This window comes from Krasilnikovia sp. MM14-A1004, assembly GCF_047159485.1.
In the GTDB taxonomy this organism is placed as follows: Bacteria; Actinomycetota; Actinomycetes; order Mycobacteriales; family Micromonosporaceae; genus Actinoplanes.
This window is the reverse complement of record NZ_AP038773.1, coordinates 3,966,752-3,987,219: the sequence shown is the minus strand read 5'-3', so window position 1 is coordinate 3,987,219 and position 20,468 is coordinate 3,966,752. Positions and strand designations below refer to the sequence as shown.

The window sequence follows — 20,468 nt, the reverse complement described above, 5'->3', positions numbered from 1 at the left end:
GTTCCTCCACGCCTGTGAGCTACCCTGCCTGCCCATCGCCAAACCGCTTCAGCCGCTCGTGGTCGCTGTGGCGAGGCCTGCGAGCGCCCCGGAGAGGCCGGCTTCCCGGGCGTGGGCGCGGCGTTGTCGGGTCGCGCCGGTGCCGTGCGTGCGCAGGCGCGCCAGACCCTCGGTGACCACGGCGCGGTCGCCGTGCCGGTCGAGTGCCGCGCCGACGGTGGTCACCAGGTCGTCGACCAGTTCCCAGGCGGGTCGGGCGGTGCGGCTGCGCAGGTCGGTGAGGGTGCCGTCGAGACCCGAGTGGGCGGCGTTCCAGTGCGCCGCGCGCAGCAGGTGATCGGGCAGCCGTGGGGCGGGGCGTCCGGCGGCGACGTCGGCGGCGACGGTCGCGACGAGCGCCCGGACCAGGGCGGCGACCAGGACGGCGTCGTCGGCGGTCGGGCAGACGTCGCTGACCCGTACCTCGACCGTCGGGTATCGCGATGACGGCCGTGCCCACCACAGCACCAGCGAGGCGTCGAGCATGGCGCCGGTGGCGACGAGCTCGTCGACGGTGCGCTCGTAGTCGCGCGCCGATTCCAGGTACGGCGACGGACCGAGACTCGGCCAGCGTTCCAGCGCGATGCTGCGCCAGCTGGCGTGGCCGGTGTCGGCACCGTCGTGGAACGGCGAGTTGGCGGTGAGCGCCTGCACCACCGGCAGCCACGGCCGCAGCCCGTTGCACACCTGGATGGCCAGTTCCCGGTCGGGCACGCCGACATGCACGTGACAGCCGCACAGCGCCGGGTCGTGGGCGATCGGACCGTAGTGGCGGGCGATCGCGTGGTACCGGGCCGTGTCGGCGACGCGGCGGTCCGGTTCACCCACCGGTGTGGCGGCCACCGCGACCAACCGGGCGCCCACCGCGGCGGCAGCGTCCGCGGCGGCGGACCTGTTCTCCAGCAGATGTCTGCGCAGCTGCGGCAGGTCGGAGCAGACCGGGCTGACCATCTCCAGCATGCTGCGGCGGAACTCGGCCCGGCTGCGTTCCCGCACGGCCGGTGGCAGCGCCGCGCGGGCCGCGGCACTCAGCGGCACGTTCAGCCAGGAGTCGGGGTCGAGCAGCAGGAATTCCTCCTCGACCCCGACGGTCGGCGTCCGGCGGGCGAAGACCTCGGCGGCCCCGGCCGGACTCACCTCCGTGAGCGACATCAGCGGTCGTTCCCGGCGCGGGTCACGGTCAGCACGGCGAGCGCGATCCGGTCGGCGTGCGCGTAGGCGGGCTGGTCGAGGTTCTCGCTGTAGACGTCGGGATCGACCTCCCGGTACGTCCAGCGCAGACCCGTACCGTCGAGCCGTTGCGCGGCGGCCGCCAGCAACGGGTCCCGGCCGTCGGTGATGCCGGTGCCGCTGAACAGCACCAGCGATCCGCCGGGCGCGAGCCGGTGCACGGCCGTATCGAGGACGGCCAGGGGTAGGTCGTGCCCGCGCGGCCCGCCGCCGTCACGGTAGGCCCGGCGCTGCGGGTCGGCCATGAACGGCGGATTGGAGACGATGAGGTCGAAGTCGCCGGGCACGTCGTCCAGCAGGTCACTGCGGCGCACCTCGATGTGGACGGTCCCGGCCAGCGCGGCGTTGATCCGGGCGTAGCGCAACGCGGTCGGGTTGACGTCGACGGCGAGGATCTCCGACGCGGGCAGGCGCTTGGCCAGTGCCACCGCGACCGCGCCGCTGCCGGTACCGATGTCGGCGACCCGCCACGGCGTCGTCGGCCGGGCGGCCAGGTGCGCCAGCGCCGCGTCGGCGGTGCGGTGGGTGTCCGGACCGAAGAACACGGCGTCGGGCGCGGCCGGGGGGAACGCGGAGTGGACGAACAGTTCGCCGTCGTGGCTGGAGACCCGGATCAGGCTGTACCAGAGATCGCCGTCGCGGTGCAGGACGCGGGCGTCGACGAGCAGCCGTGCGATGTCCTCGGGCAGCGCCCCCGGCCGGAATGGGCGGCTCCACCCCAGCACGTCGGTCACGGTCCGGCCCTCCGCGTTGCCGGGCCGCCGGTTGACACGCTCGTGAGTGCCCGGCGTGACGGTGGTGAACTCGTACCCGGAGGCCTTGAGCGCCGAGCCGAGCCGGCGTAGCGCGGCGTCGCGCAGCGGCGGTGCGTGGATGGCTGACGTCATGGACCGGATTTGCCCGGTAATTTCACGGTTAACCGGGGGCGGTGCGGGAACGTGGTGGCCATGCAGCTTCCCCAACCGCGGGGACCGGTCACGGCCGCCCTCCGGCGAGCGCTGGCCGGCGCGCCGCACGAGCTGCCGGGCAACCTCGTCGCCGCGGCCGCGCCACCCGGCGACCCGCTCGTGGACGAGGACCTGCAGCTGACCCTGCACCTCTGTTACGAGTTGCACTACCGCGGCCTCGACGGCGTCGACGAGGGCTGGGAATGGCACCCGTCGCTGCTGGCTCTGCGCCACGCGGCGGAACGCCGGTTCGAAGCCGCGCTGCGCCGGCTGGTCCCGCTCCCGGCCGCCGTGCCGCCGCGGGACGTGCCGCGTGCGCTCACCGCGCTGGTCGACGCCGACGACGGGCCGGAACTGTCGAGATACCTCGCCGGCCACGCCACCGTCGAGCAGTTCCGCGAGTTCGTCACCCACCGCTCGATCTACCACCTGCGCGAGGCCGATCCCCACACGTGGGCCATTCCCCGGCTCGCCGGGCGGCCCAAGGCGGCCCTCGTGGAGATCCAGATCGACGAGTACGGCGGTGGCCGCGCCGAACGGATGCACGCCGAGCTGTTCCGCACCACGATGCGCGAACTCGGCCTGGACACCGCGTACGGCGCCCACGTCGACGCGGTCCCCGCGGTCACGCTGGCCACGAACAACCTCATGTCACTGTTCGGTCTGCACCGCCGCCTGCTCGGCGCGATCCTGGGTCACCTCGCCGTCCTCGAGATGACCTCGTCGCTGCCGAACCGCCGCTACGGCAACGGTCTGCGCCGGCTCGGCGGCAACCCGGACGCGACCCGCTTCTACGACGAGCACGTCGAAGCCGACGCCGTCCACGAGCAGATCGCCGCGCACGACCTGTGCGGTGCGTACTGCGCGGATCAGCCGGCGCAGCGCCGGGCGGAGCAGACCTCGCTCGTGCTGTTCGGCGCCGCCTGCGCCCTGGCCCTCGACGGACGGTTCGCCGCACATCTGCTGCGGCGGTGGGCGGACGGTGTGAGCTCGTTGCAGGATCAGCGCTCGCTGGCCGGGGCGCTGCGGGCCTGAAACCCGACGGCCTTGTGCGTGCCGTCGCAGAACGGCTTGATCGCCGAACGCCCGCAGCGGCACAGCGCCACCGTGCGCCGCCCGGCGGCGATGACCTCGCCGTCCTGGGTGAGCAGCGTGAACGGGCCGCGCAGCAGCAGCGGTCCATCCTCGCAGGCGGTGACGGAGGCCGCGTCGTCCATGCCGGTGCAGTGCCCGCACCGGCCGCCGCCAAACACCGCGACCCACGGCCGTGAACCGGCATGGCGCACGCGGCAGCGGGGTACCCGACACGCAGGCCGCGATGGCCGGCGTGGAGGTGGGAGCGATGCTCGGACAGGACGATCGCGACAAGCTCGCCGAGATCGAGCGCCGGCTCGCCATCGAGGATCCGGACTTCGCGGCCCGGATGACGAGGCCGCGGCCGGTGGGGTCGCGTCTGCACAGGTCGATCCTGCTGTGCGTGGTGAGCGTGCTGTTGTGGTCCGCGACGATGGTGCTCACGGTCGGCCTGGTGGTGTACAGCGTCAGCCCGCGCCGCTGATCGCGTCGTCGGGCAGGCGGATGGTGAAGACGGTTCCCCGGCCCGGTTCGCTCTGTACGTCGATGGTGCCGCCGTGCGCCTCGGTCAGTTGGCGGACGATCGCGAGCCCCAGTCCACTGCCGCCGGTGGTCCGGCTGCGGGACTCGTCACCGCGCCAGAACCGGTCGAAGATCCTGGGCAGGTGCGCGGCGGCGATCCCGGCGCCGGTGTCGCGTACGGTGATGGTCGTCGCCCGGGCACCCACCGTGACGGTGCCGCCCGGCGGCGTGTACCGGATGCCGTTGGAGACCAGATTGCCGACCATCTGACGCAGGCGCACCGGGTCGGCGCGCACCACGGGGTCGCCCTCGATGTCGATCGTCAGCTGCACTCCGGCCGCCTGCGCGGTGCCCCGGTGACTGTCGACGACGTGGCTGAGCACGTCGTGCATGTACGTCGGCTCCGGGTGGATGTGCAACGTGCCCGCGTCCGCGGCGGCCAGATCCCGCAGGTCGTCGATGATGTGCTGCAGCAGGACCGCCTCCTCGTGCAGCAGTTCCAGCAGGTGATCGTCGGTGGGGGCCAGGCCGTCCTGGGCGGCCTCCAGCCAGCTGCGGATGTTGGTCAGCGGGGTACGCAGCTCGTGCGCCACGTCGCTGACCATCGCCCGGCGCTGCGTCTCCGCGTGCTCGCGGCGGGCGGCCGAATCGTTCAGGGCGCGGGCCAGACGGCCGATCTCGTCGCGGGTGGACACCGGGACGGGGCCGTGCAGGTCGGCGGCCTCGGTGAGGGCGCGCAGGGGGCGGACCAGGCGACGACCCACCAGGATCGTGACGACGATCGTGGCCAGCAGGACCGCACCGGTGACCGCGGCGATCCGGGTGGTGTTCGCGGGGGACAGGGTGAACGTGGTCTGGTCCGCGCCGGCGGCCGGATCGGTGACGAACAGCAGGGCGGGCGGGGCGACGTACGGCTGCAGCTGGGTCCGCCGCGACTTCTCCACGCAGCCGCGCATGCGGGCGGCGTCCCGGGCGCTGACGGGGACGGTGACGCCGACCGGGTCGCCTTTCGCCACGTACGCGGAGAAGTCGGGTCTGACCTGGACGGCCAGTGGTGATTCCAGGCCGAGGCAGCGCGTGGCGAGCTGGCCGAGCGCGCGCAGTGCCTTCTGCTCGGTGGCGCCGGCCACCGCGGCCAGCCGCTGGTGACACTTCGCGGCGGTGTCCGCCGGGTCGGGGACGGTCACGGTGACCGTCGGCCGGCCGCTCGGCAGCTGGTCGATCCTGCCGTCGAGGCCGTTCTGGCGCAGGCAGGAGAGTTCGTCGGCGACTACCTTGCCGAGGACGGTGCGTTCGTCGGGCGGCACCCGGAACGGCCCGACGGCCCGGCCGTCGATGCGGTCGGTGCCGCCGGTGAGGCCGAGGTCCAGGTTGAGCGGATCCACCACGGCGGACGGGCGGGCGGTGCGCAGCGGCGGGCCGGTCGCCGAGTCGGCGATGACGGCCCGTTCCTCGGTCATCAGGGTGATCCGGCGGTCGAGCTGGGCGGCCCGGGCCCGGATCAGTGCGGGCGCACCGGACCAGTCGGGGTGGGTGGCCGCGTACGCGACCAGCATGTCGTAGACGCCCTTGTCCTCGGTGAGCGAGCGGCCGCGTTCCTGGTTGATGGCCCGGGTGGCGGTGCGGGTGGCCAGCCACGCGGTCGAGGCGATCGCGGCGATCGCGATCAGCACCGAGGTGACCAGCAGCTTGGTGACCAGGCTGTGCCGGGCCGGTACCCGGATGGTCACGGTGCACCGCCGGGGGTCAGCTTGTAGCCGACGCCGTAGACGGTGAGCAGCTGGGCGGGGCGCTGCGGGTCGGCCTCGATCTTGCGGCGGAGGTTCATCACGTGGACGTCGATGGTGCGTTCCGTCGAACTGCGGTCGATCCCGCGCGTGTGGTGCAGCAACTGGGCCCGGCTGAAGACCCGGTCGGGCTGGTCGGCCATGGCCGCCAGGATCGCGAACTCGCCGCGGGTGCACTCCACGCGCACGTCGTCGACGGTCACGTGGTGGCGTTCCAGGTCGATGCCGAGCCGCCCGATCCGGCGCGGACCGGGCCCGGCGGGCTCCGGCGCGCCGCGGGACGCGCGCCGCAGCAGGGTGCGGACGCGCGCCACCAGTTCCCGCGGGCTGTACGGCTTGGTCAGGTAGTCGTCGGCCCCCAGCTCCAGGCCGAGCAGCAGGTCGTCCTCGGCGGCACGCGCGGTCAGCATGAGGATCAGTACGTCCGATTCCTGGCGCAGTGTCCGGCACACCTGCAGGCCGTCGAGCCCCGGCATCATCACGTCCAGCACGATCAGGTCGGGGCGCAGGCGGCGACCCTCGGCCAGGGCGGCCCGCCCGTCGTGCACGACGACGGCGTCGTGACCCTCCGAGGTCAGATACCGGCGGATCACCTCGGCCTGACGATGGTCGTCCTCGGCGACCAGGACCTGCGCACGCATGGCGGCGATGATAGAGGCGCCCGGCGCGTCGGGCGGACCCCCGCGGACATACCTGACAGGTTCCTAACGACCTGCGGCCACGCTCGTCGGCATGAGTTCCGATCTTGACGAACCGACCGAACGCATCCCGCCGCCCCGGCGGCGCCGCGCGGCCAGGTGGCTGGTCGCGGCCGTCGTCGCGGCGCTGGCGGCCGGATCGGTCGTCGCGCTGACCCGGCACCGCACCGGCGCCGCGGCCCAGCCGCGCGAGACGGCCGCGGCCGCGACGGCGCGGCTCGAGCGCCGGGACCTGTCCACCACCAGGAAACTATCCGGCAGCATCGGGTACGGCGCGCCCCGCCCGCTGGCCGGGCACCAGGACGCGACGGTGACCTGGCTGCCGCAGCCGGGTGCGACCATCACCCGTGGCCGGCAGCTGTTCCGGGCCGACGACCGGCCGGTCATGCTGTTCTACGGCGGCATGCCGTTGTTCCGCCCGATCGCCGGGCGCAACCTGGTGGGCCGCGACGTGCGGATCGTCGCGGACAATCTGCGCGCCCTCGGGTACGCGATCGGCCGCCAGCCGCGGGCTGGTGCGTACGTCGCCGTCGAGAGTGCGACGGGCGGCGCGGGCGAGCACGGCGACGCGGCCGGCGCATCCGGGCACACGTCCGCCGCAGTGTCCGCCCCCACCGGCAGCGCCGAGCCGAACGGCGATGCCGAGCCGAAAAGCACTGGCGGCCCGAAAAGCACTGGCGGGCCGAAAAGCACTGCCGAGCCGAAAAGCAATGGCGGCCCGAAGAGCACTGCCGAGCCGGGCAGCGGCGCGAAGCCGGGCAACAAGGGCGCATCGGGCGGCAGCGTCACCTCGGGCGTGCGGGTCAGGGCGGGCGACGGCGTGCTCACCGCCGGCCTCATCGCGGCGATCGGACGGTGGCAGACCGACACCGGCCGACCGGTGACCGGCACGATCGCCGTGGGTGACGTCGAGGTGCTTCCCGGCGCCGTCCGGGTGGAATCGGTCGAGGTGCAACCCGGCGCCAGCGCGAACGCGCCACTGATGTCGGTGACCTCGACCCGCAAGGTGATCACCGTGGCCGCCGAACTGGGCGACGCCGGTGGCATCGAACGCGGTGACCGGGTCACTGTCGCGCTGCCCGACGACCGCACTGTCGGTGCGCGGGTCGTGGCGGTCGGCCGCCGGCTCGCGCCCGCCGACGGCGACGGTTCCCCGCCGAAGCTGACCGTCACGATCGCGGTCGACGATCCGAGGACCGTCGCCCGGCTCGACGCCGCCGACGTGGAGGTCCATGTGGCGGGCCGGACCGTCAAGGATGTGCTGGCCGCACCGGTCGAGGCGCTGGTGGCGCTGACCGAGGGCGGATACGCCGTGCAGAGCCCGCACGGCCTGGTCGCGGTGCACACCGGGATGTTCGCCGACGGCTGGGTCGAGATCACCGGCGCCGGGCTGACCGAGGGCACCGCCGTGGTGGTCTCGTCGTGACCAGCGAGCCCGTGCTGTCCGTACGCGATGTCGGCAGGGTCCATCCCGGCGGGGTGACCGCCCTGGCCGGCGTCAGCCTCGACATCGCCGCAGGCGAGATGGTGGCCGTCGTCGGGCCGTCCGGATCGGGCAAATCGACGCTGCTGGCCATCATCGGCACGCTCGACCGCCCCACCTCGGGCACCGTCCGGATCGCCGGGCAGGACATCGCGACGCTCACCGACCGGCGGCTGTCGGCCCTGCGCGCTCGCGAGATCGGCTTCGTGTTCCAGCAGTTCCATCTCACCGACGGGCTCAGCGCCGTCGACAACGTCGCCACGGGGCTGCTCTACGCCGGGGTGCCGCGCCGGGACCGCCGCGAGCGCGCCCGGCACGCCCTGGCCCGCGTCGGTCTGTCGCACCGGGCCGGTCACCGTCCACCGCAGCTGTCCGGCGGCGAACGGCAACGCGTCGCGATCGCCCGCGCACTGGTCAACCGGCCGTCGCTGGTGCTGGCCGACGAACCCACGGGTGCCCTGGACACCGCCACCGGCCAGGCCGTGCTGGGCCTGTTGCGGCGGCTCAACGAGGAGGGCACCACCATCGTGCTGATCACCCACGACCGGGACATCGCGGCCGCGCTGCCGCGTCAGATCGAGATCCGCGACGGGCGCCTGGTGCGCGACGTCACCGGCGATCCGGCGCGCGACGGCGTGGCGGGGGCGCGGCGGTGACCGGGCCGGTGCGGCCCATCCGGCTGGCCGCGACCGACCTGCTCGGGCTGGGGTTGATGGGATTGCGTACCCGTCCGGCGCGGGCGCTGCTGTCCGCCCTCGGCATCGCGATCGGCATCGCCACCATGATCGTGGTGACCGGCATCCCGGCCTCCAGCCAGGCCGCGCTGCTGCGGCGGCTCACCGCGCTGGGCACCAACACCCTGCAGGCGACGGCGCTGCCGGATCAGAATCCGCCCGCCGAGCTGCCGGAATCGGCCGTCGGGATGGTGCGGCGGATCGGCCCGGTCACGGCGGTCAGTGCGGTCGCCAACACCCATTCCCTCGTACGCCGAAACGACCGCACCGACCCGCACGACGGCTCCGGCCTGACCGTGCTGGCCAGCCGCCTCGACCTGCTGTCCACGATCAACGCGCGGATCCGTACCGGTAGCTGGCTGACCGAGGCGACCGCGAGCTTTCCCACCGTGGTGCTCGGCTCGGTCGCCGCCACCAGGCTCGGCATCACCGAACTGCCCGCCGGCCGGGCCGCGCCGCAGGTGATGATCGGCGACAGCCGGTTCACCGTGATCGGCATCCTGGCCACCACTCCACTGTCGCCGGACATCGACCGTTCCGTGCTCATCGGCTGGGCGGCGGCGCGCACCACACTGCGCTTCGGCGGCCATCCGACCGTCCTCTACGTCCAGTGCGACGAGGCGCAGATCGAGGCGGTGCGCGGCGTACTCGCGGAGACGATCTCCCCGCAGCGGCCCGGCCAGGTGATCGTGACCCGGCCCTCGGACGCGCTGGCCGCGAAGCGGGCCACCGAAAGCAGTTTCGCTGTGCTGTTCTTCGCTCTCGCCGGGGTCGCGCTGCTGGTCGGCGGCATCGGCGTGGCCAACACGATGGTCGTCGCGGTGCTGGAACGGCGTGCCGAGATCGGCCTGCGGCGCGCACTGGGCGCCACCCGCGGCCAGATCCGGGGCCAGTTCCTCAGCGAGTCGGTGGTGCTCGCCACGCTCGGCGGGCTCGCGGGCACCGCGCTGGGCCTGCTCGTCACGGTCGGGTACGCGTCGTGGCAGGCGTGGCCGCTGGTGGTACCGGCCACGTCGGCGGTCGCCGGGGTGGGCGGCGCGGTCGCGATCGGCGTGCTGGCGGGCGTCTACCCCTGCATGCGCGCCGCGCGCCTGACCCCGACCCAGGCCCTGGCCACCGTCTGACACGGGCCCGGGCGCGGCGGCCTGATCTGCGACCGCCGCGCCCGGGTTCTGCGCCGTGCCTACTTCTTGGCGGCGGCGACCTCACGCTCGCAGTCGGGCGCGAGGTCCATCCCCATGCTGATCGAGCGCGAGTCGTTGTTCTTGCCACCGAGCGCGTAGCTGAGGCCGTCGTCGCTGACCTCCACGTACTTGACGCCCTTGCGTTTGAGGCACTTGACCACGGCGACCGCGAAGTCGCGGGCCTCCGGGTTCGCGGGATCCTTCTCCCACGGCGGCAGCGGGTAGTACTGCGCCTCGCAGGTGCGGAACGCCTCGTCCTGTTTCTGCTGCTCCGGGGCGGCCTCGACGCCGGACTGCCTCCGATCGGCCGCCCTCTTCGCATCCCGCACGGAGTAGCCGTGCTCCTTCAGACATTTGTTGTACGGCGCCAGCATCGCCTCGAACTCCTCGGCCGTGGTGTCGAGCCGTTCCCGTGGCCGCTGCGCGCCCGCCGACGCGGACGGGCTGACCTGCGGACTGGTCAGGGTGGCGACCTTCGCCCCACCGTCCGATGCCTTCTCCGCCGACCCGCATGCCGACGTCGCGGTGAGCGCGATCGCGACCACCGCCAGTACGTGACTTCTGCGCATGAAGCTGCCTCCCGCCTGCGGCCCGGGACGGCCCCGCGCCGAGCGGTCAGCCTTCCGCGCGAACGTCAGGAACATGTCAGGTTCCGGATCTTCCCCCCTCGGTGCACGGGGTCAGCCGTTGGTTTGACTTTCGCTGCCACCCGGAAAAGTGTCGGAGGGGTGGCCGAGGATGTTCGCAACAACGGGTCAACGGCCGGCAGGCCGGATCGAGGTGGGACATGACCGGGGTACGCGTTCTGGTGGGCACCCGCAAGGGCGCTTTCATCCTCACCGCCGACGCCAGCAGGCGGGACTGGAAGGTGAGCCCCCCGCACTTCGGGGGCTGGGAGATCTACCACGTCAACGGTTCACCGGCCGAGCCGGACCGGCTGTGGGCCTCGCAGTCCTCCGGCTGGTTCGGGCAGATCATCCAGCGTTCGGACGACGGCGGCGAGTCGTGGGAGCCGGTCGGCAACGACTTCAGCTACGACGGCGCCGTCGGCGAGCACCTCTGGTATGACGGGACGCCGCGACCGTGGGAGTTCAAACGGATCTGGCATCTCGAGCCCGCGCCCGACGACCCGGACACGGTGTATGCGGGCGGCGAGGACGCGGCGCTGTACCGCTCGACCGACGGTGGCCACAGTTGGCAGGAGCTGCCGGGCCTGCGTACCCACCCGTCCGCGCCGGGCTGGCAGCCGGGTGCGGGTGGCATGTGCCTGCACACGATCATCCTGGACCCGGCGAACCGTCAGCGGATGTTCACCGCCATCTCGGCGGCCGGGGCGTTCCGCTCGGACGACGGCGGCGCCACCTGGCTGCCGATCAACCGTGGGTTGCGCTCCGCCCAGATTCCCGACCAGGACGCCGAGGTGGGGCACTGCGTGCACCGCATCGCCATGCACCCGTCCCGGCCGGAGACGCTGTTCATGCAGAAGCACTGGGACGTCATGCGCAGCGACGACGCCGGCGGATCGTGGCGGGAGATCAGCGGCAACCTGCCCACCGACTTCGGGTTCCCCATCGCGGTGCACGCCCACGAGCCGGAGACCGTCTACGTCGTCCCGATCAAGAGCGACTCGGAGCACTACGTACCCGACGGCAAGCTCCGGGTGTACCGCAGCCGCACCGGCGGCGAGGAATGGGAGCCGCTGACGAACGGCCTGCCCCAGGCCAACTGCTACGTCAACGTGCTGCGCGACGCCATGGCCGTCGACACGCTCGACCCCTGCGGCATCTACTTCGGAACGACGGGCGGGCAGGTCTACGGCTCGGCCGACGGCGGCGACACGTGGACCGCGATCGTGCATGACCTGCCCGCCGTGTTGTCGGTGGAAGTCCAGGCGCTGCCATGATCCGCGTCATGCTGCCCGCGCACCTCAAGGTTCTCGCCAAGGTGGGGCACGAGGTGCAGCTGGAGGTGGCGGATCCGGTCACGCAGCGTCGGGTCCTGGACGAGCTGGAGACCCGGTACCCGATGCTGCGCGGCACGATGCGGGACCGGGCCACCGGGCAGCGCCGGGCGTTCATCCGGTTCTACGCCTGCGAGGAGGACCTGTCGAACGAGTCACCGGACACCCCGTTGCCCGAGGAGGTGCAGGCCGGCAAGGAGCCGTTCCTCGTTGTCGGCGCGATGGCCGGAGGCTGAGGCGTCATGGCCGCAGGCTGAGGCGTCATGGCGGGAGGTCGAGCCGGCGCAATCCCCGGACGCTGACGGACCGCAGCCTCCTTCCCGCGCCGGGCGCCAGGGCCTCCCCGCGCCGGAGCCTCCCCGCGCCGGAGCCTCCCCGCGCCAGGGCCTCGCCGCGCCGGAGCCTCCCCGCGCCAGGGCCTCCCCGCGCCAGAGCCTCACCGACCCGGCTCGTCGCCGGGGCCGGCCGATCCCGCCCCGGGGGCGACGGCCGCGTAGCCGGAGTGCTGGTCGCCGATGCGCAACGCGTCGTAGTACATGCTGCGGTGGCTGGTGTCCGAGGGCTTCGGCCGGCCGTCCCAGTCCCACTTGTAGATGCCGAACTTGAAGTAGGGCGAATTGGCGCCGTCGTCGTGGGTGCGGCCGGTGCGGGCGACCACCTGCGTGCCGTCGCGCCACACCTCGAGGACGCCGGAGGCGTCGGTGCGCCACGACACGTGGAACACCCAGTCGGTCCACCGTTCCGTCTGATACGACCCGAGATCAATGAATTCGCCCCGGAAGTCGATCTTCCAGTGGCCGCTGTTGGTCAGCAGCGCGAGCGGCGGGGAACCGTTGTTGCTCTGCTGGTGCCACTGGCTGACGATCTCCGAGGAGCGGTCCGGCACCCAGTCATCCGGCAGGTTGATGCTGAAGCCGTACCAGCGCTCCTGGGCGACCGGCTGCTGGTCGGGCTGGCTCAGCTCGCTGCGCGTGCTGCTGGACACGTCCGGGTCGCCGCGGTCGAGCGTGAACTGGGCGGCGTACCCGCCGTCGCGGGCGGGCTGCGTGACGATCTTCAGGGACTTCTCGCAGCAGTACTGCTTGTTCCAGCCGGGCGGGGGCAGCGTGCGGTCGGCGGCGTTCTCCCAGTCGAGGGTCTGCAGCAGGCCGGTGCGCGCGCTGATGTTCGGGGCGGGCTGTTCGGTGCCCGCCATCGCCAGGGGTGCGCCGACCCCGATCGAGGCGACGGCGGTGAGGCCGACCGCCAGGACGGCGAGCCGGCTGCGTCCGGACGTACGGGATGTCACGGTGCGTTCCTTCCGACGTATCGATTGGCGTGCATATCTTGGGCGCCCCGGCGCGGTGGCACCTGAGTAATCGCTGCTCAATTCCGGCGGCGCCCGGTTGCGGGGCGGCGGGGCGGCGGGTCAGGCTGGCCCCGCCGTCGGGGAAGGGAGGTCGTGGCGATGCCGGACGCGCTGGTCAGCCGGTTGTCCGGGCTGCTGACCGGTCGCGCGCCGACGGTCGGAATCCTGCTGACCGGCCCGCCGGGTATCGGACGCACCCGTCTGGCGCAGATGGTGCTCGATGACTGCGCCGGCCGGGCGCTCGTGCTCGGCCCGGGCGGGCTACCCGCACGGACCCCGGCATCGCAGGGGTACGCCCGCACCACTCAGCTGCTGCGGCGCCTGGGCGCCGGTCGCCCGGTGGTGCTCGGCGTCGACGACCTGCACCGGCTCGACGACGACGCCGCCCTCCTCGTCGAGCATCTCGTCGAGATGCAGGTCGTCCGGCTACTGGCCACCGCGCCCGACGACGCGGTCGGTCTGGTTCGCAGCGTCTCGCGTGTCGACGCGGTTGGTCCGGTTGGCAGCGTCGAGCCTGTCGATGCGGTTGGTCTGGTTCGTGGCGTCGAGCCTGTCGACGGGGTTGGTCTGGTTCGTGGCGTCGAGCCTGTCGACGGGGTTGGTCTGGTTCGTGGCGTCGAGCCTGTCGACGGGGTTGGTCTGGTTCGTGGCGTCGAGCCTGTCGACGGGGTTGGTCTGGTTCGTGGCGTCGAGCCCGTCGATGCGGTTGGTCCGGTTGGCCTCGTTGATGCGGTCGGGCCGGTTCGCGCCGCGGCGCAGGCTGCCGCGGTCAGCCCACCCCGCGGGGCCGAGCCCGGCACGGCGACGGTGGCTCGGTTGCTGCGCCGGGGGCTGCTGTGGCGGCATCCCGTGGCCCCGCTGTCGGCGCCGCAGGTCGCGGCCGTGGTCGCCGCGACGCTCGGCGGTCGTGCCGACCCGGTCACGGTCGCCGAGCTGTGGCGCCACAGCCAGGGCAACCCCCGGCTGCTGCGGGTGCTGCTCGACGCCGCCCGAAGCGGCGGCGCACTGGTCGAGCGCGCGGGCGCCTGGCGCTGGACGGGTGAGCTGCCACTTCCCGCGATCCGGACGGCGGTGCGGGCGGTCGTCGGCGACGTGCCGGTGGACGCGGTCCGCCACCTGGCCGTGGCCGGGTCCGTGCCCCTGACCGTCCTGGAGCGCCTGGTCGACCCGATCGCCCTGGAACTGCTGGAGGAGCGCGGGGTGGTCCGCCTCGGACCGGACGGTGGCGAGCCCGCCGTGCGGCTGGCCCAGCCGTTGCATGCCGCTCTCCTGCGCGACGAGATCGGGCCGGCGCAGTGTCGGCGGGCACTGCGCGAGCTGGTCGACGCGGCCCAGCGGGCCGGAGTGGACCCCGTCCGGCTGGCGGACTGGCGGCTGCGTGCCGGACTGCCCGTGGCGGCCGGCGACGCGTGGGCCGCCGCCCGGGCCGCGCTGGCGCGGGGTGAGGCCGGGCCCGTGCACCGGCTGGCCGACCGGCTGGACCCCGCGGCGCGCGACGCCGTGCGGGCCGAGGCGCTCGTCGTCGAGGGCCGTGTCGCCGAAGCGGAGGCCACGCTCGCCCGGCTCACCGACCCGCCGCCCCGGATGCAGGCGCTACGGATCATCAATCTCGTGTGGGGACTGCGCCGCCCCGCCGAGGCGGTACGGCTGGCCCGGCAGGCCTGCGCGTCCCGGACAGCGCCGTACCCGCCGGAGCTGGAGCTGGCCCGCGAGGCCCTGGCCCTGTTCACCACCGCGGGCGGCCCCCCGGCCGGTCCGATGGTTGCGGCCGGTCCGATGGTTGCGGCCGGTCCGAGGGCGCCAGTCGATTCGCGAGCCCGGGTCGGTCAGTCAGCGCAAGCTGACTCCCGAGACCCAGCCGGTTCGGGAGCTCAAGCCGGTTCGGGAGCCCATGCCGGTTCGGGAGCGCAAGCCGGTTCGGGAGCGCAAGCCGGTTCGGGAGCCCATGCCGGTTCGGGAGCGCAAGCCGGTTCGGGAGCCCTGGACGATGCGTCAGCCCCGGGCGGTCCGTCGGCCCGGGCCGGTCGATCGGCACGGATGCCGTCAAGAACACCGGTCGACGACCCGCTGCTGGCCGCCGCGGCGACGGCGGTCCGCGCGTACCGGATGCTGTTCACGGGCCGGCCGGCCCTGGTCGCCGCGGACCCGCACGACGGTGGTGTGTGGCCGTCCATGCGCGGGTCCGCGCGCGCCTGCCGGGTGCATGCGCTGGTCCTTGCCGGGCGGCTCGACCGGGCACGTCTGGTCGCCGCCGAGTACTACGACGCGGCCGTCAGCCGCGGCGAACCGTCCGAAGTGGCGCCGCTGGCGATGCTGCGGGGCGTCTGCGAGTGGTGGGCTGGCAGCCCGGGACGGGCGCTGCCGTGGCTGCGCGAGGCGGCCGCACTGCTCGACGACGGGGTGCCGTACCCGGTGCATGCGTACGTCTGGAGCGAGTACGCCGTCTGCCTCGCCGCCACCGGCGACGGCGCGCGGGCCCGTACCGTGCTCGCCGACGCCCGGGCCGCGCTGCCGTCCGGCGGGCAGCTGCGCGACCACCTGCTGGTCGGCGAGATCCGGGTGCGGGCGCTGACCGGCGAGCCGGCGGGCGCCGCCGTGGCGGCCGCCGCGCGGGCCGCGCACAACCTGCGCGACGGGCGGCTCACCAGCGCGGCGGAGGGGTACTTCCTGGCCGCGCGACTGACCGGGGACCGCGGCGCGGCGCAGCGGCTCACGGCGGTGGCGCAGCGCTGTGACGGGGAGTTGTTCGCGCTGTGCGCCGCGCACGCGACCGCGCTGGCCGATGCGGACGGTGCCGGCCTGCGCGCCGTGGCGGGGCAGTGGGAGTCACGCGGCTACGCCGGGTTCGCGCTCGAGGCGGTGGCCGCCGCGGCCCGGCTGGAGGACGGCGACGCGCGGGCCGCCGCGGAACTGAGCCGCCGCGCCGACCGGCTCACGCGCGCCTGTGACGGCTTCCGGCCGCCGTGGCTGCAGCCTCCGCGGCCGGCGGTGCGCCTCGGCGCGCGGGAGCGGCAGGCGTGCGAGCTGGCCGCGGCCGGGCTGGACAACCAGGAGATCGCGCAGCGGATGGGTATCGCTCTGCGTACGGTGACCAACCATCTGGCCCGGGCGTACGCGAAGCTGGGCGTGCGGGCCCGGCACGAGCTGTCCGGCGCCCTGGTCGCGCTCAGCTGAGTCCGAGCACCTCGCCGAGTTCCCGGCGCCCGCCGACGTGCAGCTTCTCGTACGCGCGCTGCAGATGGTTGCCGACCGTGCGCACCGAGATGCCGAGCCGGTGCGAGATCTCGGTGTTGGGCAGTCCCGCCGCGGCCAGCTCGCACACCTCCCGTTCGCGCCCGGTGAGCGCGGCGTCGGCGGCCGTGGCCGCCGTCCAGGGTGGACGGTAACCGTCGCAGCGCGCCACCAGCTCGTCGGCGCGCGCGGGGTCGACCGGCGCGTACGCCTCGGCGCCGAGCCCCAGGTAGCCCAGCTCCGCGAACTCGGCAGCACACCGGCGAAGTTCCCCGGTGTCCCGGTCGGCCAGCGCGGCGGCGTGTCGCGCCAGCAGCGGGAAGAACGGGCTGTCGCAGGCGGCCACCACGTCGGCGAGGTCCGCGGCCACCGCCCGGGACGGGCGCAGCCGGCACGCCAGGTGCAGCGCCTCCACCGCTTCTGTCAACCGCCCGGCCGCACGCATGTCCACGGCCAGCGCGGTGGCCAGGTCGGCGGCGTGGGCGTACCGGCCGGTCAACGCGGTGACCTGCAGTTCGGTCATGCGCAGTTGACCGTCCAGACCTGGTCCTGCGGGCAGCGCTGCCCGCAGGCCGGCGACCAGCCGGGACGCCTCGGCGCCGTCGCCGGACGCGGCCAGGCAGACCGCGTACTCGCTGCGTACGTACGCCTCGATGGGGAACGGGATGCGGGCGTCCAGCAGCGTGACCGCCTCGCGCAGCCACGGCAGCGCCCGGGCCGGGCTGCCCGCCCACCACTCGCACACCCCGCGCGCCAGGGCCAGTGGCGTCACCTCGCCGGGCTCGCCGCCGGTGAGCGCAGCGTCGTAGTACGCGCGCGCCCGCTCCCGCGCCTGCGCCAGGCGCCCGGTGAGCAGCAGGGCGTGCACGTGACACGCCGCGGCCGACCCGCGCATCGACGGCCACAGGCGCGGCAGTCCGCGGTGCTCCCGGACCACCCGCTCCGGGGCACCGGCGAAGGTCCGCCCGAACGCCTCCAGCGCGGCAGCCGCGGCCACCAGCACCGGGTCGTCGGGCTGCTCCACCGCGGCGGCCGCTTCCACGCCCGCGAGGTCCTCCGCCGCAGCGGCGGAGGAGCCCGCGAAGTCCGCCGCCGCGACGCGTGTCGTCGGGTCCGGAACCAACCGGGCTGCCGGGATGGGCGTTGTCGGCTCCGGGACGAACAGGGCCGCGGCGCGCCCGGCGATGCCGCCGGACGGGACCGCCCCGGCCTGCCGCAGGCCCCACAGCCGGTTCAGCCGGCGCAGGTCGTGACAGGCAGTGTGCCGCAGCGCCTCCTCCGCCTCAGCGGGGCGGTCCTGGGCCACCAGCGCACGGCCCAGCAGGGCGGCATCCCCGGCGCTGCGGGCCAGCCGCTCGGCCGCGGGCGCATCACCGTCGGCGAGCGCGCGGCGGGCGGCACGACGCAGTTCGGCGGCCGGGACGCTCATTCCGGCGGCCATCCGCCACTGAGCCGTCAGGACCGGCGACACCTCCGGCCGGGCGGCCGCGGCGGCCACCAGCTGCTGGTGGATGCGGCGGCGGCGCAGCCGTCCCTGCGGAGCGCGTACGGCCTGCGCGTACAGCGGGCGGCTCAGCCGTACCGTGTCGTCCGGGCCGAGGTCCACCAGCCCGCGGCGCCGCAGGCGGGCGACCGCGTCCGCCGCGACCAGCGGTGACAGCACCCGCAGCGGCGCGCCCTGGGCGCAGGCCAGGTACTCCAGCGCGGCGAGCTCGCCCGGCGGCGGCTGCCCGGTGACGGCCAGCAGCAGGTCGCGCAGGCCCGGCGCGGACGGCGGCGGGCCCGCCCAGCGCCACACGCCGTCGCGCTCGACGAGCGCGCCGTCCGCGCGGCCCTGCTCCACCAGGTGGGTCAGCAGCCGGGGGTTGCCGCCCGAGCTGTGCCACATCCGGTACGCGCTGAGCCCGTCCACGGGGCCGCCGAGCAGTGCCGCCGCCAGCCGGTGCGCCGGTTCGCGGTCCAGCGCGGCGACCGTGTGGCGGCGGACCGGGCGGCCCGCCGTCAGGTGGGCGGGTGGTTCGTGGTCTGCGGTGCACGCCAGCAGCAGCCCCGCACCGGGCGGCAGAATGCGCCGCACGAGCAGGGCGGACTGCTCGTCCAGGTGCTCCGCGTTGTCCACGACCAGCAGGACGGGTCGCGCCCCGGCCAGCTCGCGGATCCGGCGCGCCCCGGCCTCGGTGGCGGCCGGCCCGGCGTCCGCGGGCAACCAGCCCGGCAGGAGCGCACCCGCCGCGGCCAGCGGCTCCCCGGCGCTGGCCGCCGTGCCGGACGTCGCGAACGCGGCACCCGGCCAGCGTCGCCCCGCCCGGCGCAGCAGGTGCGACTTTCCCACGCCGGGCTCGCCGGTCACCACCACGGTCTCGTCCGGGCCGGGCAGGGCGGCCGTCACGTCCTCCGCCACCGCCGCCTCCGCTCTCCGGGCCATGTGCCGCGCCGGATGCTACCCGCTCCTCGTGGGTGGACATGCTCCTCGACTGCCCGTTGCTCGACTGCGCCAGGACCCGTGCCGAGCTGGGCTGGTATCCGCGGCACGACGCGCGGCTCCCTGGCGACCCGCCGGGCCGCCGCCGACGGTGCCGGCACGGCGAGTCCACGCCTGCGGGGCCCGGCACGGGGACGGTGATGGCGGCGTCAGCCGTACAGGCGGCGGTGGAGGGCTGCGATGACAGCGGCGTACGCCGGCCCGGCGGCACCGTCGCGGGCCAGGGCGGCGCGGGCCGCGTTGGCGCCGGGGGCACCGTGCACGCCGCCGCCCGGGTGGGCGGACGAGCTGGCCAGGTACAGCCGGTCGATCGGGGTGTCCGCCCTGGCCAGGCCGGGCACCGGGCGGAAGAACAACTGCTGGTGCAGCGCGGCGGTGCCCCCGTTGACGGCACCGCCGAACAGGCTCGGATTGTGCCGCTGCAGATCGCCCGGCAGCTGGACGTGACGCGCCAGGACGGACGAGCGGAATCCGGGTGCCCGCCGCTCGATGACCTCCTCCATCCGCTCCGCGTGCTCCCGCATCCGGCCGGTGTCGCCGGCCATCCGCTGCGGAACGTGGCTGTACGCCCAGACGGACTCCGTTCCGGTGGGGGAGCGGCTCGGGTCGCTCGTGGTCATCTGGCCGAGCAGCAGGAAGGGGCGTCCGGGCAGCAGCCCACGGGCCAGCTCGCTGCTGTACTCGGCGAGCCCCGGCATGTCGGCACCCAGGTGGATCGTGCCGGCGCGGCGGGCGCCCGCCGCGGTCCAGGGAACGGGTCCGGACAGCGCCCAGTCGATCTTGATGGTGGCGGGGTCCCACTGGAACCGGCGCAGGTCCCCGGCCATCGCCGCGGGCAGCGCGGACAGTCCCACGAGCTGCTCGTAGAGGGTGGGTGCGGGCACGTCGGCGAGGACCGCGCGGCGGGCCCGGACGCGGTCGCCGTGGACGTCCTGGACGCCGACCGCGGTGGCACGGGCGTGCAGGACGCGGGTGACCGCGCGGCCGTACTCGACGGTCCCGCCCCGCGCCTCGAACCGGCGCAGCAGCGCCTCGGCGATCCGGCCCCCACCACCCACCGGTACCGGAAATCCGACGCTCTGGCCGAGCATGGCCAGCAGCCACCCGAAGATCGCACTACCGGCCTGTCCGGTACCCAGGTCGGTGTGCAGGGCGTTGCCGGCGAGCAGGAGCTGCGCGCCCGCGCCGCGGAACTGCTCGCGCCCGTAGTCCTCCACCGGCTGTATCGCCATCCGCGCGAAACGCAGCGCGTCGGCGGCGCCCAGGGCACGCAACAGCCTGGCGCCCGCGCGTACCGGTGGGAAGGGCCGCAGCATCGCGTCGAGCAACGGCTCGCTGACCCGCCGCCACCGGCTCACCTCGTCCAGCCACGCCTGCCCGTCGCGCGCCTCGAACGCCGCCACCGACTCGGCCGTCTCGGCCGGATCACGGCTCAGCACCGCGCAGCGGTCGTCGGGCAGCACGTGCGCCAGCACGGCGGGCGCGTGGCGCCAGACCAGGCCGTACGATTCCAGGTCGAGCCCGCGCAGCACCGGCGAGGCGACACCGAGCGGGTAGAACGCGCTGCAGGTGTCGTGGCGAAACCCTGGGACGGTCAGCTCCCCGGTCCGCACGGAGCCGCCCGCGCCGCCCGTCGCCTCCAGGACCAGGACGTCCCATCCCGCGTCGGCCAGCAGGTTCGCGGCCACCAAACCGTTGTGTCCGGCGCCGATGACCACCGCGTCGACCGTGCGCATCAGGTACCGCCCT

The 20,468-nt window shown here is 74.4% G+C and carries 17 protein-coding genes; 8 read left to right on the top strand and 9 right to left on the bottom strand.

Features of this window, described 5'->3' with window-relative positions; translation table 11 throughout:
* Positions 1 to 48: 48 nt before the first annotated feature.
* Both ACMCNN_RS17285 and ACMCNN_RS17280 read right to left on the bottom strand, forming a co-directional pair.
* Positions 49 to 1,191, bottom strand: coding sequence for a glutamate--cysteine ligase (locus ACMCNN_RS17285; protein WP_412741528.1), 1,143 nt, complete (start codon positions 1,189 to 1,191; stop codon positions 49 to 51).
* Positions 1,191 to 2,156: a methyltransferase gene (locus tag ACMCNN_RS17280; RefSeq protein WP_412741527.1), complete on the bottom strand. Its 966-nt coding sequence runs from the start codon at positions 2,154 to 2,156 to the stop codon at positions 1,191 to 1,193. The genes ACMCNN_RS17285 and ACMCNN_RS17280 overlap by 1 nt, the downstream gene beginning before the upstream one ends.
* A 60-nt stretch (positions 2,157 to 2,216) precedes the next feature.
* Here ACMCNN_RS17280 and ACMCNN_RS17275 point away from each other — a divergent pair, with 60 nt between their 5' ends.
* On the top strand, positions 2,217 to 3,251 hold the full coding sequence (locus ACMCNN_RS17275; RefSeq protein WP_412741526.1) for an iron-containing redox enzyme family protein: 1,035 nt from the start codon (positions 2,217 to 2,219) through the stop codon (positions 3,249 to 3,251).
* Here ACMCNN_RS17275 and ACMCNN_RS17270 read toward each other — a convergent pair.
* Positions 3,218 to 3,433 (bottom strand): CDGSH iron-sulfur domain-containing protein, encoded by a 216-nt coding sequence (locus ACMCNN_RS17270; protein WP_412741525.1) that lies wholly within the window; start codon positions 3,431 to 3,433, stop codon positions 3,218 to 3,220. The genes ACMCNN_RS17275 and ACMCNN_RS17270 overlap by 34 nt on opposite strands.
* Positions 3,434 to 3,558: 125 nt before the next feature.
* Between ACMCNN_RS17270 and ACMCNN_RS17265 the strand changes: the two genes are divergently transcribed.
* Positions 3,559 to 3,774: a DUF3040 domain-containing protein gene (locus ACMCNN_RS17265; protein ID WP_412741524.1), complete on the top strand. Its 216-nt coding sequence runs from the start codon at positions 3,559 to 3,561 to the stop codon at positions 3,772 to 3,774.
* Here ACMCNN_RS17265 and ACMCNN_RS17260 read toward each other — a convergent pair.
* Both ACMCNN_RS17260 and ACMCNN_RS17255 read right to left on the bottom strand, forming a co-directional pair.
* A complete protein-coding gene (locus ACMCNN_RS17260; protein ID WP_412741523.1) occupies positions 3,758 to 5,542 on the bottom strand; it encodes a sensor histidine kinase in 1,785 nt (594 codons plus the stop codon). The genes ACMCNN_RS17265 and ACMCNN_RS17260 overlap by 17 nt on opposite strands.
* Positions 5,539 to 6,240 carry a response regulator gene (locus tag ACMCNN_RS17255; RefSeq protein ID WP_412741522.1) on the bottom strand — a complete coding sequence of 234 codons (702 nt, stop codon included), beginning with the start codon at positions 6,238 to 6,240 and terminating at the stop codon, positions 5,539 to 5,541. The genes ACMCNN_RS17260 and ACMCNN_RS17255 overlap by 4 nt, the downstream gene beginning before the upstream one ends.
* Positions 6,241 to 6,331: 91 nt before the next feature.
* On the opposite strand from ACMCNN_RS17255, the gene ACMCNN_RS17250 reads away from it, so the two are divergent.
* From ACMCNN_RS17250 to ACMCNN_RS17240, 3 genes are read left to right on the top strand one after another with little or no spacing between them, the layout of a single operon-like run.
* Positions 6,332 to 7,723, top strand: a complete 1,392-nt coding sequence (locus ACMCNN_RS17250) for a hypothetical protein (RefSeq protein WP_412741521.1) — start codon at positions 6,332 to 6,334, stop codon at positions 7,721 to 7,723.
* Entirely contained in the window at positions 7,720 to 8,436 is a 717-nt protein-coding gene (locus ACMCNN_RS17245) for an ABC transporter ATP-binding protein (protein ID WP_412741520.1), read from the top strand. Before ACMCNN_RS17250 ends, ACMCNN_RS17245 begins: the two co-directional genes overlap by 4 nt.
* Before the next feature lie 56 nt (positions 8,437 to 8,492).
* A complete protein-coding gene (locus tag ACMCNN_RS17240; protein ID WP_412747200.1) occupies positions 8,493 to 9,638 on the top strand; it encodes an ABC transporter permease in 1,146 nt (381 codons plus the stop codon).
* Positions 9,639 to 9,697: 59 nt separating this feature from the next.
* On the opposite strand, the gene ACMCNN_RS17235 is transcribed toward ACMCNN_RS17240, so the two are convergent.
* Positions 9,698 to 10,267, bottom strand: coding sequence for a hypothetical protein (locus ACMCNN_RS17235; RefSeq protein ID WP_412741519.1), 570 nt, complete (start codon positions 10,265 to 10,267; stop codon positions 9,698 to 9,700).
* A 218-nt stretch (positions 10,268 to 10,485) separates the two neighbouring features.
* Here ACMCNN_RS17235 and ACMCNN_RS17230 point away from each other — a divergent pair, with 218 nt between their 5' ends.
* Entirely contained in the window at positions 10,486 to 11,601 is a 1,116-nt protein-coding gene (locus ACMCNN_RS17230) for a WD40/YVTN/BNR-like repeat-containing protein (RefSeq protein ID WP_412741518.1), read from the top strand.
* On the top strand, positions 11,598 to 11,894 hold the full coding sequence (locus ACMCNN_RS17225) for a MoaD/ThiS family protein (RefSeq protein WP_412741517.1): 297 nt from the start codon (positions 11,598 to 11,600) through the stop codon (positions 11,892 to 11,894). Before ACMCNN_RS17230 ends, ACMCNN_RS17225 begins: the two co-directional genes overlap by 4 nt.
* Positions 11,895 to 12,094: 200 nt before the next feature.
* Here ACMCNN_RS17225 and ACMCNN_RS17220 read toward each other — a convergent pair whose 3' ends face one another.
* Entirely contained in the window at positions 12,095 to 12,946 is an 852-nt protein-coding gene (locus tag ACMCNN_RS17220; protein ID WP_412741516.1) for a polysaccharide lyase, read from the bottom strand.
* Positions 12,947 to 13,105: 159 nt separating this feature from the next.
* Between ACMCNN_RS17220 and ACMCNN_RS17215 the strand changes: the two genes are divergently transcribed.
* Positions 13,106 to 16,180, top strand: coding sequence for a LuxR C-terminal-related transcriptional regulator (locus ACMCNN_RS17215; protein ID WP_412747199.1), 3,075 nt, complete (start codon positions 13,106 to 13,108; stop codon positions 16,178 to 16,180).
* Here ACMCNN_RS17215 and ACMCNN_RS17210 read toward each other — a convergent pair.
* Entirely contained in the window at positions 16,173 to 18,662 is a 2,490-nt protein-coding gene (locus ACMCNN_RS17210; protein ID WP_412741515.1) for a LuxR C-terminal-related transcriptional regulator, read from the bottom strand. The two genes, ACMCNN_RS17215 and ACMCNN_RS17210, sit on opposite strands and share 8 nt — an antisense overlap.
* A gap of 206 nt (positions 18,663 to 18,868) precedes the next feature.
* A complete protein-coding gene (locus ACMCNN_RS17205; protein ID WP_412741514.1) occupies positions 18,869 to 20,455 on the bottom strand; it encodes a phytoene desaturase family protein in 1,587 nt (528 codons plus the stop codon).
* Positions 20,456 to 20,468 lie beyond the last annotated feature (13 nt).

What these genes read in the sequence shown, in the direction of transcription:
- ACMCNN_RS17285 (WP_412741528.1), bottom strand. Translation starts at nt 1,191, where the DNA reads ATGTCGCTCACGGAGGTGAGTCCGGCCGGGGCCGCCGAGGTCTTCGCC.
- ACMCNN_RS17280 (WP_412741527.1), bottom strand. Translation starts at nt 2,156, where the DNA reads ATGACGTCAGCCATCCACGCACCGCCGCTGCGCGACGCCGCGCTACGC.
- ACMCNN_RS17275 (WP_412741526.1), top strand. Translation starts at nt 2,217, where the DNA reads ATGCAGCTTCCCCAACCGCGGGGACCGGTCACGGCCGCCCTCCGGCGA.
- ACMCNN_RS17270 (WP_412741525.1), bottom strand. Translation starts at nt 3,433, where the DNA reads ATGGACGACGCGGCCTCCGTCACCGCCTGCGAGGATGGACCGCTGCTG.
- ACMCNN_RS17265 (WP_412741524.1), top strand. Translation starts at nt 3,559, where the DNA reads ATGCTCGGACAGGACGATCGCGACAAGCTCGCCGAGATCGAGCGCCGG.
- ACMCNN_RS17255 (WP_412741522.1), bottom strand. Translation starts at nt 6,240, where the DNA reads ATGCGTGCGCAGGTCCTGGTCGCCGAGGACGACCATCGTCAGGCCGAG.
- ACMCNN_RS17250 (WP_412741521.1), top strand. Translation starts at nt 6,332, where the DNA reads ATGAGTTCCGATCTTGACGAACCGACCGAACGCATCCCGCCGCCCCGG.
- ACMCNN_RS17240 (WP_412747200.1), top strand. Translation starts at nt 8,493, where the DNA reads ATGGGATTGCGTACCCGTCCGGCGCGGGCGCTGCTGTCCGCCCTCGGC.
- ACMCNN_RS17235 (WP_412741519.1), bottom strand. Translation starts at nt 10,267, where the DNA reads ATGCGCAGAAGTCACGTACTGGCGGTGGTCGCGATCGCGCTCACCGCG.
- ACMCNN_RS17230 (WP_412741518.1), top strand. Translation starts at nt 10,486, where the DNA reads ATGACCGGGGTACGCGTTCTGGTGGGCACCCGCAAGGGCGCTTTCATC.
- ACMCNN_RS17225 (WP_412741517.1), top strand. Translation starts at nt 11,598, where the DNA reads ATGATCCGCGTCATGCTGCCCGCGCACCTCAAGGTTCTCGCCAAGGTG.
- ACMCNN_RS17215 (WP_412747199.1), top strand. Translation starts at nt 13,106, where the DNA reads ATGCCGGACGCGCTGGTCAGCCGGTTGTCCGGGCTGCTGACCGGTCGC.
- ACMCNN_RS17210 (WP_412741515.1), bottom strand. Translation starts at nt 18,662, where the DNA reads ATGGCCCGGAGAGCGGAGGCGGCGGTGGCGGAGGACGTGACGGCCGCC.
- ACMCNN_RS17205 (WP_412741514.1), bottom strand. Translation starts at nt 20,455, where the DNA reads ATGCGCACGGTCGACGCGGTGGTCATCGGCGCCGGACACAACGGTTTG.